The following is a 12,798-nucleotide window of genomic DNA, read 5'->3' as shown; positions in this document are numbered from 1 at the left end:
AAACAACAATAAAATAATAAATAAGGCTGTTTGTAAAAAATCAAAACAGTTTCTTAATATTTCCCTTGTCGCAACTATAAAATAGACATGATATATTCACCAAACTCTTTGGTTCCGAGAGATTGTCCGTTCGGCATGAAGCGGGCGAGATCGTGGGTGGCCTTTCCTTCGGTGAAGGCGTGTTCGAGCGCGGCGGTTATCAATCGTCCGGCTTCGTTCCATCCCATATATTCGAGCATCATGACGGAAGATAGCAAGAGCGAGCAGGGATTGACGACGTTTTTGCCGGCGATGTTGGGCGCCGTTCCGTGTGTCGCTTCGAAGATCGCATAGCCGCTGTCGTAGTTGATGTTGGCTCCCGGCGCGATGCCGATACCGCCTACCATCGCCGCCAACTGGTCGGAGACGTAATCGCCATTGAGGTTCAGCGTGGCAATCACCGAATATTCTTCCGGCACGAGAAGGGTGTTCTGGAGGAAGGCATCGGCAATCACATCTTTGATGACGACCTTTCCGGCTGCTTCGGCATCCAACAGAGCAGTGGCGGCGGCATCCTCTCCTTTTTCCTTCTTAATCTTCTCATACTGGGGCCATGTAAAAGTCCTGTCGGGAAACTCGCGTTCCGCCAACGCATATCCCCACAGTTTGAATCCGCCTTCCGTAAACTTCATGATGTTTCCTTTATGCACCAACGTGACGCTGGGCAGGCGGTTGGCCAGTGCAAATTCGATGGCGGCGCGTACGAGACGTTCCGTGCCCTCGATTGAAACCGGTTTCACGCCGAAGGAGGAAGTTTCGGGAAAACGCACCTTCGTCACTCCCATTTCTTCCGTCAGGAATTGGAGGAATTTACGGGCTTCGGGCGTCCCTTGCTGCCATTCGATACCAGCATAGATGTCTTCGGTATTCTCGCGGAAGATATACATATCGACTTTTTCCGGTTCTTTGATGGGGGTCACTACGCCACGGAACCAGCGCACCGGACGGAGGCATACATAGAGGTCGAGAGTTTGCCTGAGGGCGACGTTCAGCGAACGGATGCCGCCGCCGATAGGGGTTGTCAACGGCCCTTTGATCCCGATCATATATTCGCGAAAAGCATCCATCGTTTCGTCGGGCAACCAACTGCCGGTCTGTTTGAAGGCTTTCCCGCCAGCCAGTACTTCTTTCCATTCAATCCTTCGTTTGCCACCATAAGCCCTACCGATCGCTTCATTGACAATGCGCTGGCAGACCGGCGTGATCTCCGCACCTACCCCGTCACCTTCGATAAACGGGATCACTACTTTATCGGGGACATGGAGGATTCCGTTTTGTTTTGTTATTTTGTTCATAATCTTCATTTTTTATTTTTGTAAATGATGATTTACCGGTGAGCTAACAGACAAAGTTGTGCCTTATGCCGTAGGCTCTCTTTTGCCGTCTGCTTCAGCAGACGGATAGATGATTGTTCCGGCTTTGCCGGTTCCTCTGTGGGTTTTAACCCCTTTTGATACAATAGATAAAAGGGACTGAAGTCCACAGAGGAAGAGGCTTTGCCTCCAAATCTTTTAAACCGTCTGCTGAAGCAGACGGCAAAAGAGAGACTGCGGCACGAGGCTTGCCTCGCGTTTGCCAGCTCACTGATAAATCAACAATTTATCATCGGGCTGCATTCAACGCTGCCCCCGCTTTAAACCATTTAATCTGCAACTCATTATAGGTATGATTCACCGCGAACGATTCTTCCGTGCCGTCGGCGTGGTAAAGGATTGCCGTCAACGGTTTTCCGGGTGCGAACTCTTTCAGGCCGATGATCGAGATCTTGTCTTCTTCACGTACTTTTTTGTAATCATCCTTATCGGCGAAAGTGAGGGCAAGCATACCCTGCTTTTTCAGGTTCGTTTCATGGATGCGGGCAAAACTCTTGGCAAGGATCACTTTCACATTCAGGAAACGGGGTTCCATAGCGGCATGTTCACGGGACGAACCCTCGCCGTAGTTTTCTTCCGCAACGACGATAGAAGAAATTCCCTTTGCCTTATACTGCTTAGCGACAGCCGACACCGCCTCATACTCGCCGTTCAGCTGGTTCAGCACGCTGTTTGTCTTGCCGTTGAAAGCATTCACGGCGCCCATCAGCATATTGTCCGAAATATTCTCCAGATGTCCGCGGAAACGAAGCCACGGACCAGCCATCGAGATATGGTCGGTCGTGCATTTGCCTTCGGCTTTCAGCAACAGCGGCATCCCGATCAGGTCTTTGCCATCCCAGGGAGCAAAAGGTTTCAGCTCCTGCAAGCGGTTGGATCCGGGATTGATCACTACCTCGGCATCCTTGCCCGTCGGAGCGAGATAACCGTTGTCTTTCACTTCGAACCCCTTCGGCGGGAAGTCAGTGCCTTTCGGTTCTTTCAGTTTCACTTCGCGGCCATCGGCGGTTTTCAGCGTATCGGTCAGCGGGTTGAAGCAGAGGTCTCCGGCAATGGTCAACGCCAGCGTCAGTTCCGGGGAAGCGACAAAAGCATGCGTGTTCGGATTGCCGTCTGCCCGTTTGGCGAAATTACGGTTAAAGGAGGTGACGATGGAGTTTTTGCGCGTATTGTCGTCGGTATGCCGTTTCCATTGCCCGATACACGGACCGCAGGCGTTGGCCATAATCGTCGCGCCGATTTTCTCGAAATCGCCGAGGATACCGTCCCGTTCGGCCGTATAGCGGATTTGTTCGGAGCCGGGGTTGATAATCAGCGGAGCTTCCACCGGTATCTTGTCTTCGGCTGCCTGGCGGGCGATCGAAGCGGCACGGCTCAAGTCCTGGTAGGACGAGTTCGTACAGGAACCGATCAGTCCGACTTCCATCTTACGAGGCCAATCGTTCTCCTTCACTTTGGCGGCAAACTCGGAAATGGGCGTTGCCGCATCCGGCGTGAACGGGCCGTTGATATGCGGTTCCAGTTCGGACAAATCGATTACGATCACACGGTCGTAGAAAGAATCCGGCTGTGCCCGTACGTCCATATCGGCTTCCAAATAGTCGGAGATGGCTGTCGCCCACTCGGCCACAGTGTCGCGTCCTGTGGCACGCAGGTAAGTAGCCATGTTCAGATCGAACGGGAAAAGGGAAGTCGTGGCGCCTACCTCGGCTCCCATATTACAGATCGTCGCTTTGCCTGTCGCGGACAAGGATGCGGCGCCGGGACCGAAATATTCGATGATGGCATTCGTTCCCCCTTTCACGGTGAGGATTCCTGCCAGTTTCAGGATCACGTCTTTCGGGGATGCCCATCCGCTCAGGCTACCGGTCAGTTTTACGCCGATCAGTTTCGGCATTTTCAATTCCCATTCCATGCCGGTCATCACATCCACGGCATCGGCTCCACCTACGCCGATAGCGATCATTCCCAAACCGCCCGCATTAGGCGTATGCGAGTCCGTGCCGACCATCATGCCGCCGGGAAAAGCGTAGTTTTCAAGCACCACCTGGTGGATAATGCCGGCTCCCGGTTTCCAGAAGCCGATACCGTACTTGTCGGAAACGGATTTCAGGAAATCGTAGACCTCGCTGTTGCTCTGCGTAGCCGTTGCGATATCCGTCTTCGCTCCCATATTCGCCTGGATCAGGTGATCGCAGTGCACGGTGGCGGGAACGGCAGATTTGGATTTCCCTGCATTCATAAACTGAAGCAACGCCATCTGCGCGGTCGCATCCTGCATCGCGACACGATCGGGGCGGAAATTCACATAATCTTCGCCCCGGCGGAAAGGACGGATGTCCGATTCGTTATACAAATGTGCATATAAGATCTTTTCGGCCAGGGTCAACGGACGGCCAACGTGTTTGCGGGCTGCATCCACCCGCTTCGGAAAATTAGAATAAAAGCTTCTCAGCATGTCAATGTCGTACACCATATCTATTCTTTTTATTAGTTAGCAATATCATTCACGTTCCACACAAATATACCGGTTCGTAATCACCCATTATGTAATATTTAAGACACCATACTATTTGTTATGTCATTTCTTACTTTTAACAAAAATAGTATTTATATAAATACCTTTTATTCAATAATTTCTATCGATTGATAAAGGGCATCTATGAGAACGGGTTCCCTATACGTCCAATAATAGAACGTAGCGGAAACCCGTTTTGTTCAAAGGCTTTATTTATTTCTTCAACGATTCTTTCCATTTGTCCGCATAGCTGTGCAGGATCGAGGCGATCCCCTCCCCGATACGGACGTAATCTTCTCTTTTCAGATTGGCAAGCGAACAACGGATAGACCACTCCGGCGCATCGAACCCGCCACCGTTGAGCAATACCAGTGAAGTTTCCTGTGCCAGGCGGAACACGACGTCGACCGGCTCGTAGTTTTCCTGCAGGTAGACAACGAAATCATCCCCGTAAAACTTCTTTGCCCAGACCAACATATCTATCTCGCTGTAGTAACCGGCTCGCAACGGATCGTCGAGCAATGTGAAACCGGTGCTTTCCCAAAGCGTATGGAGGCGGTCGTGAATGATCTGCTGCATCTTCGTCTTATAGGCATTCTCGCGGTCTAACAGGGAGAAGGAGGCAAAGAGTGCCATTTGCGTCTGTTGCGGCAGCGAAAGCCCGGCGGTATGGTTCAGGGCGACCTGGCGGCTGTCGGCAACCATGCGGTCGATGAAACGGATTTCCTCTGGATGGAGCGAAATACTGCTATAACGTTTGTTCAACTGCTCTTTCTGCTCTGCCGGCAGTTCCTTCAACATCCGGTCGTATATATTATCTTCGTGCAGCGCGACAACGGCCAGGCGCCAGCCCGTAGCTCCGAAATATTTGGAGAATGAATAGACGCAGAGGGTGTTCTCCGGCAGTTCCGCCATGATCGAACGGAAATGGGGAATGTAAGTCGCATAGACATCGTCGGTTATGATCATCAGGTTCGGATTGTCATTGCGCACGATATCTACGATACGCTCCATCAAGCCGTCTGTCAGGCCGTACGAAGGCGGGTTGCTCGGATTGACGATAAAGGCGGCTTTGACAGACGGGTCTTTCAGGATATCCAGGTCTTTTTCCTTGTACTGCCAGGTGTGGTAGCCGTCTTTTGTCATTTTACAGGCGTGGATTTCGGTTACATCGAATAAGTAGCGGGCTTGTTCCGGTATCTCTATATAAGGAGTGAATACCGGGGCAAACAGGACGATCTTGTCGCCTTTGTCGAGAAGGAAATTTTGTTGCAGGGAATCGAATATATAGCACATCGCGGCAGTTCCCCCTTCGGTGGCGAAGAGATCGAACTTCCCTTTGGGCGGGCGGTTGTCGCACAACTCCTGCTTCAGGTAGTCTTCGACCAGCACTTCCGTATATTTCAGGATGCGGTCGGGAACGGGATACTGGTCTCCGATGACGCCTTCCGCCCATTCGTGCACGAGGTCGTTCTCATCGACTCCTTTCTCGTCCACAAGGTAATCGTAGGTATCTTTCAGCAGTGCCATGCCGGGGGAACCGGCGTGCTTCATCAGGAATTGCGTGAAACGGGTGGCGATACGTTTCTTTTCGGGGATGCCGGCCAGCCCGACCATCTCTCCGGCATATTCGGAGGTACGGGCGCATTCTTCCAACGCGAACTGGCCGAACAGGAAAAAGGCTTCGCGAGGCGCCGTGCTGATCCAGTTCGGATTGCCACGTCCTGCGTTCAGCATGATATGCGTACTCTTGCGGGCGCTTTCATCCGCAAGGTCTATCAGGATATTTTTCAGTTCGAAGGGACTGATCTCTGACATCTTCTTTTCGTATTCACGAGTGATTTTGTGTTTCATAGAGAAATAACTTATTTATTGAATATAATGAGTATATAAATCGCGAGACCTTTGCTTAGGTGGCATACCACCTAAATTTCAGGTCATCAGCAGGACGATCACGACACCCCAGATGATCAACAGGGTATTACCGACCGCGTATGTTACCGTATAGCCCAATGCCGGCGTCTGGCTCTCGACGGCATCCTCCACAGCTCCTAAAGCAGCGGTGGTCGTACGGGCTCCGGACGTACAGCCGAGCGTAATCGCCGGATGGAACTTAAAGACATATCTTCCCAACAACACACCGACAATCAGCGGGATAGCGGTAGCCAACGCACCGATAAAGAAGAGGCTGACGCCGACCTCCTTCAACCCGGTGACAAAACTCGGCCCGGCTGTAATGCCGACAACGGCGATGAACATGTTCAGCCCGACGTTATTCAGCACCCAAAGGGAAGGCTCCGGGATTCGTCCGAAAGTAGGATGCTTGGAACGCAACCATCCGAAGACCAACCCGGCAATCAAGGCGCCGCCGCTCGTACTCAGACTGATGGGAACACCACCGAAATGGATTGCCAAAGAACCCACGACACCTCCGAGGAAAATTCCGAGGCCGACGAAAATCATATCTGTCTGGTTCGTCGGGCGGTCGGCATAGCCTAACGTATCGGCTGCCGCATTCACCTCCTGTTTCGTGCCGACCAGTTCCAGCATATCGCCGGGATCGATCGTCGTGGCGGCCAAAACCGGTATGTTGATGCCGGCACGTTTGATGCTCTTGATGCTGACACCGTGCATGACCGGCAATTTGCGCAGTTTGGCGACTGTCATGCCGGCATATTTCTTGCGGGAGATCAGCACAGGCAGAGTTTCGGCGGGGAAATCCAACAGTTCGATATCATTGACTTCATCGCCGATCCAGTCCTCCTCTCCGATCACAAATTCACGGCGACCGCTGAGCACGACTTCGTTGCCTTTCAGGAGCATCTGGTCGGGCTTTGCATCCCGGATCACATGATCGATGCGGACACGTTCGACGAAAAGGCGTCTTCCCTGTCCCTCCAGATAATCTTCCAGTTCTTTCACGGTCTTCCCCGCCCCGAACCAGTCGTTGCTGATCTTGTAGGCGCGGAACGTGATCGGACGGGCGGCAGGCATGAAGCCAGGCTGTTCGCTTTCGTCATCCGAACCCATTTTGGCTTCCAGTTCGCGACAGGCCTTCTTGACCGATTCGATCCCGCCCAACAGACGGGGAGCGATATCGCTCATGATCCAGGCGGAACCTGCCGTACCGAAAATATAAGAGACGGCATAGGCAACCGGCATGACATTGATCATATCCGTTTTATTTGCCGCCGGTATCCCCAACTGGTTGATCGTATCTTCGGCAACTCCGAGCACGGCCGATATCGTCTGCGAACCCGCCAGCAGGCCGGCAGCTTCCCCGGCAGAGTAGCCCATGATCTTCGCCAGCACAAACGGAGCCAGCAGACAGAACAGGCACATCACGACGGCAAACAATACCTGCGGCAATCCCTCCTTTTTCAATCCCCGGAAGAATTGCGGACCGACACTATACCCTACGGCAAACAAGAACAGCAGGAAAAACACCGATTTCAGCGGGGCTCCGATATCGATATGCAATTGCCCGATCAACACACCGACCAGCAAGACGCTGGTCACTGTCCCTAACGTAAACTTTTTAATTTTGAACTTACCGATCCAGAAGCCGAAAGCCAGCGTGAGAAAGATGGCAAGCTCCGGGTAATGCCGGAGCAAATTGGCAAACCATTCCATATATCTATTTTTTTTGGCGTTAATAAAATTGATAATGAAACACGACAGGGGAAAGAGTTGTTGTGTTAAACCAAACGAAAGCAGAGTTAAATTTATAATTGACATTTCTAAATAAATATATATCTTTGCCCCCGCTTAGGTGATATAACTGCCATCCGGCAATTGTATAAAAGGGAATCCGGTGAAAATCCGGAACAGTGCCCGCTACTGTAAAGCCATATTGAAGAAGAAAGCAATCTCCATGCCACTATCCGGAAGGATGGGAAGGCCGCTTTCCGAAAAGGCTGAGTCAGGAAACCTGCCAGGCAAGACAATAATAACTCTCCCGGGGCCAGGAAAGCTATTGACACATACATAAGACAAACTTTTTTTAATGAAAAAGAAATGTTGGCTGACAGCCCTTTTTGCGGGTTGTTCTCTTTGCATGTCTATATCTATTTAATAATAAATTAATTGCTTATGAACAAGAACAAATTAATCAACCTGCTATCTTTCCTGTTTTGCATCTTCATGCAATCCATACAGGCAGAAGGTAATTTTGTCGAATCGGATATGTTTGCCTCCATGCAAACGGGTGATAAAGCAGCCGTACTGGTCGTACATTTCGGAACGACTCACGACGACACGCGTGCCCTAACTATCGACGCCATCAACAAAAAGATGGCTGATGCTTTTCCTGGTATCGAAGTCCGCGAAGCCTGGACTTCCCGTATCATCGCTTTCCGCCTGAAAACACGCGGCATACACAAATCAAGTCCGGAAGAGGCGCTCGCCAGGCTGAAAGCCGAAGGATATACCCATGTATTGATTCAATCGTCCAACATCATCGAAGGGATCGAGATGGAATCCCTACGCAAAGACGTAACCTCACAGGAAAAGGGTTTCAAGGAAATACGCATCGGCACTCCACTCCTTTTCACTCCGGAAGATTATGAAGCCACCATAGCCGCGATCACGCCTAATGGAATCCGGGACGGCGCCGTCTTGCTGGTCGGACACGGCACTTACACGCCTACCACGGCACAATATGCCATGATGGATTATATGTTGAAAGCTAAAGGATTCGGCAACTACGTAGTCGGGACAATCGAAGGTTATCCTTCTTTCGACGACGCATTGAACCAGATAAAAAAGGGAGGATACAAAAAAGTCAGGCTAATGCCTTTCATGTTCGTTGCCGGCGAACATGCCAAGAATGATATTGCCGGAGATTGGAAGGACGAACTTGAGAAACAGGGATACGAAGTAACGGTCTTCATGGAAGGACTCGGACAAAATCCGGCTATCCAGAATATATTCGTGGAACATGCCCGCTTCAACGCTACCCACAAATATCTGGACATAGTCAAGAAGAAAAAGGATTATGCCAAGGGTAAAGAAAAATATGAATAAGACATGTTTACAAAACTACTAAAGAATCTACACAAGATATTGGGCCTGCCGCTCAGTATCTTGTTTTTCCTCTGGTTTGCTTCCGGGATCGTCATGATCTATCATTCCTTCCCGCGCGCCTCCCAGGAGAAAAGAATAGTCAATCTACAATCCCTTCCAGACAAGTTGCCGGACCTGCGCCTTCTATCGGAAACACTGTCCGACACGGTCCGGCTGCAATCTCTGACGTTGGAAATGCATGATAACCGCCCGGTACTGATCCTGAGAGGTAAAAACGTGCCGGATAAGGTTTATGCAGATTCACTGATCCCGATGAAACCGTATAACATAGGCGAGATCGGAAAGATCGTCACACAATGGTGTACAGCACCTGTCCTGCGGGTGGACACGGTCTACGAACCGGACCAGTGGATTCCGTTCGGCAGACCAAAAGAGGCGTTTCCCATTTATAAATATATTTTCACCGATACGGACAGGCATGAACTGTATATATCTCCAAAAGATGGAAAAGTTCTGCAAATGACCGATAAGGAAGAGCGTCTATGGGCCTGGCTGGGAGCGATCCCGCACTGGGTTTACTTCACCGTGCTCAGGCAGAACCAGCCGGTATGGATCGATTTCGTGAAATGGAGCTCCGGTATCGGAACGGTCATGTGCCTGGCAGGGTTCGTCCTCTCGCTCCGTATCACCTGGAAAAACAGAGATCACAGGTGGGGAACTCCGTACCGGAAAAGATGGTATCGCTGGCATCATATCAGCGGACTGCTTTTCGGGATTTTTGCCGCCACTTTCGCTTTCAGCGGGATGATGTCGCTCATGGATATTCCAGACTGGTTAAAAAAAGCGCCGAAGGAACAACGCCGGGGACATCCTTTTCGAATGTTCGGCAACGGCAAGCCAATCTTGTTGAACACCTATGTGCTCGACTATCGGAAAGCGACAGAGGCAGCCGCAGACGTCAAGCAGGTCGAATGGGCAAGCTGGAACGGCCATCCGTATTACCGGCTGACAACCACTGGCCGGACAATCAACATCGATGCATCGGACAGCACTGCCGCCCGGCCTTTCGTCATCACAGAAGAGATGGTCCGTAGCGAGATGCGGAAAATATACGGAGACAGCATCACGTGGAAAATGGAACTCATCACGGAGTATGATAAAGATTACTTCTCCCGGAAACGGGAACCGAATTCGCTGCCGGTCTATCGTGTGATTGTGGAAGACGACATGCATACCCGCCACTATTTCAATCCGCTAACACTCCGCCAGCAGCGGACGGACGACGACGGGCGTACGCGCCACCTGTTATACCGGGGACTGCATTGCCTGGACTTCAAGTTTCTGACCGACCGCCCCTGGCTCTGGAATATCGTCATGTACACGCTCATGATCGGGGGCACTTTCCTGTCCTTGACAGGTGTGGCACTCACTTTCAAATGGATTACCCGAAATATAAAACATAGATTTCATAACAAATAAAAAAATGAACAAAACAGTACTACTTTTAATGTGCATCGGATGCACCGCTTCCGCCACTGCGCAACGCAGCATTACGGACACAACATTTACCGTCAACAACGTAGAGATCGTTGCCAGCAAGAAACAGGCTTTACAAGACAAGCCGGTCGAACTTTTAGGCATGGACGTCCCCTTGAAATTCCTGCCGATCACAGTAACCCGGCTGGATTCCAAAACGATGGAACGCAAGCACATCACGAACATGGAAGACGCCGTGCATTTCCTTCCGGGCGTAGTCATGAGTTCGAACCAACTCGGTGCTTTCCAGCGATATAGCGTCCGCGGGACGACAGACGCCGTCTTCGCCTTCGACGGCATCCGAGACGACCGTACCTTGTTGAACACCATGCCTTTCGGCGATCTCTCGTCCGTCGAATCCATCGAAGTCATCAAAGGGCCGGCTTCCGTCCTGAGTGGCTATTCCGTCATGGGAGGCGTCATCAACATCATACGGAAAAAGGCATCAGCCGAATTTACGGCTAATGCGAGCCTCAGCTACGGTAGCTGGGATCAGAAAGAAGCGACCGTCGGATTCGGCGGCAAGCTGTTCGGTCCGCTAAACTACCGCGCCAATGTACACTATGCCAATGGAGACGGCTATCGCATGGTCAACGCCGACCGTTTTTCGGGACTATTCGCCATCGGGATGGAAGTCACCAAGAAGGGTTACCTCGAAGCCAACGTCTCATTCAACGACGACCATTATACGACCGATATCGGAGGAGCCCCGGTCATGCCTGGCGAAATTTTTGTTGCTGCAACCGGCAATCCTTTTGCCGCCAGTGGCGAACGGAATCCGATGGCAGACTACGAAACGGTCTACAACGATCTTGCCAACAACAAGATGCGCCGCCGTAACGTAGACATGACGCTCGACTACAAGCACGAACTGACACATTGGATGTCGCTCCGCGAACGTTTCTCCTACGGGCACAGCAACTTGGACTATACATGTGTGGAAAGAATGAGCTACCGTACAAGTACAGATCCCATTTACGACTGGTATTACATCAATAATAAAGGAGTCAAAACCTACGTCGAACTCGACTCTCTCCGTTCAGGCGACCCGCTTTGTTTTAATCCGGACAACTATTCCTACACGAACACATTGGAACTGACGGGTAAGTTTTTCACCAACATCCTGACCCACCATTACACGGCTGGCTGGAACTATTCGTTCTTCGACTATACCAATTACACAGGATATAAGGATGGCGACGTTTACGGTCCGGGCCTCAACGCGATGCTCCCGGTCCAGAATCCGCATTACGTGCGCGACTGGTGGGACAGCAAGGTTTCGGCAGCCTCCATCAGCCGTTACCAGACCAACGGTTTCTACCTTCACGACGTCATCGAGGTCAACGATCAATGGAAAGGGATGTTCGGATTGCGTTACGACAATTACCGTTATAAAAAAGCGACGGCAACCATCGACGACGGACGCCAGCACTACGACGAAAAGAACCGTACGGACTGGACAAGCATTAAAAACAACGCTGTGACCTACCGCGCCGGCCTTGTTTATCTGCCCATACCGGAAGTTTCCGTCTATGCTTCGGCAGCCTCTTTCTTCAAGCCGAACAATACGACTTACAATGCCAACTATATTTACCTCGACAAGAACGGAAAAGAATTCAATCCCGACAAATCGGATGGTGAAGTATTCAAACCAGAGAAAGGTTACCAGCTCGAACTCGGAGCACGTTACGAACTGAACCGTATGTTGGAATTGAACGGTAGCGTATTCTACATCCGTAAACACAACGTTGTAAAAAACATCGGCAACAAAACGATCGAAAACAACGGGGCGGTAGAAGAAAAAGGCGTTCGGGCGCAAATCGGCCGCGAAGTTTCGAAAGGTTTCGACCTGGATCTGACGTTCCGTCCTGTTTCCACACTGGAAATCGTTGGCGGTATGGGTTGGTCGGACAAGCGGACGATTGCCAGCAACCTCGACTGGATTCCTGCCGACGCCGACTGGGTGACTTATAACGAAGACGGATCGATCAACCTTCGTGCCACCGGTGTACCCCGCACTACGTTCTACACGTATGCCGATTACACGATACCTAAAGGTGTGCTGAAAAACCTCTCTTTCCATTTGAGCGGGACTTTCACCGACCGTATCTACAGCGATGTCAAAAACGATGTGTACGAACCGGCACGCTACATCGTCGACGCAGGCATCTTTTATACGATCAACCGGCAGGTTACACTGGGATTCAATGCCTACAACCTGTTCAACAAAAAATACTTTGAATACACAACCCGATTGGCTAAACCATTCCATTTCATGGCCACGGTTTCATACCATCTCTAACTCAA

The 12,798-nt window shown here is 51.0% G+C and carries 7 protein-coding genes and 1 riboswitch; of the genes, 3 read left to right on the top strand and 4 right to left on the bottom strand.

Annotated elements, in window-relative coordinates; genetic code table 11:
- Positions 1-74: 74 nt before the first annotated feature.
- The 4 genes from icd to aspT all read right to left on the bottom strand — a co-directional run bounded on the left by icd (position 75) and on the right by aspT (position 7,563).
- Positions 75-1,334 (bottom strand): NADP-dependent isocitrate dehydrogenase, encoded by a 1,260-nt coding sequence (gene icd / locus H8S65_RS04920; protein WP_186928901.1) that lies wholly within the window; start codon positions 1,332-1,334, stop codon positions 75-77.
- 307 nt (positions 1,335-1,641) lie between these two features.
- A complete protein-coding gene (locus H8S65_RS04915) occupies positions 1,642-3,888 on the bottom strand; it encodes an aconitate hydratase (RefSeq protein WP_186928900.1) in 2,247 nt (748 codons plus the stop codon).
- A 255-nt stretch (positions 3,889-4,143) separates the two neighbouring features.
- The gene (locus H8S65_RS04910; RefSeq protein ID WP_186928899.1) at positions 4,144-5,784 is read right to left on the bottom strand and encodes a bifunctional aspartate transaminase/aspartate 4-decarboxylase; all 1,641 of its coding nucleotides are present in this window, start codon (positions 5,782-5,784) and stop codon (positions 4,144-4,146) included.
- Positions 5,785-5,862: 78 nt separating this feature from the next.
- The gene (gene aspT / locus H8S65_RS04905) at positions 5,863-7,563 is read right to left on the bottom strand and encodes an aspartate-alanine antiporter (RefSeq protein WP_186928898.1); all 1,701 of its coding nucleotides are present in this window, start codon (positions 7,561-7,563) and stop codon (positions 5,863-5,865) included.
- Between the two features lie 120 nt (positions 7,564-7,683).
- A riboswitch (cobalamin riboswitch) is annotated at positions 7,684-7,883 on the top strand.
- Between the two features lie 139 nt (positions 7,884-8,022).
- Here aspT and H8S65_RS04900 point away from each other — a divergent pair.
- Genes H8S65_RS04900 through H8S65_RS04890 form a run of 3 tightly spaced genes read left to right on the top strand, consistent with a single transcriptional unit; the run spans position 8,023 to position 12,793 of the window.
- Positions 8,023-8,955, top strand: a complete 933-nt coding sequence (locus H8S65_RS04900) for a sirohydrochlorin cobaltochelatase (RefSeq protein ID WP_436277868.1) — start codon at positions 8,023-8,025, stop codon at positions 8,953-8,955.
- Positions 8,956-8,958: 3 nt separating this feature from the next.
- Positions 8,959-10,434: a PepSY domain-containing protein gene (locus tag H8S65_RS04895; protein ID WP_186928897.1), complete on the top strand. Its 1,476-nt coding sequence runs from the start codon at positions 8,959-8,961 to the stop codon at positions 10,432-10,434.
- Between the two features lie 4 nt (positions 10,435-10,438).
- Positions 10,439-12,793 carry a TonB-dependent receptor gene (locus H8S65_RS04890; protein WP_186928896.1) on the top strand — a complete coding sequence of 785 codons (2,355 nt, stop codon included), beginning with the start codon at positions 10,439-10,441 and terminating at the stop codon, positions 12,791-12,793.
- Positions 12,794-12,798: the final 5 nt, after the last annotated feature.

Source organism: Parabacteroides hominis (genome assembly GCF_014287585.1).
In the GTDB taxonomy this organism is placed as follows: Bacteria; Bacteroidota; Bacteroidia; order Bacteroidales; family Tannerellaceae; genus Parabacteroides; species Parabacteroides hominis.
The sequence above is the reverse complement of the archived record's forward strand: the minus strand, read 5'-3'. Positions and strand labels throughout refer to the sequence as shown.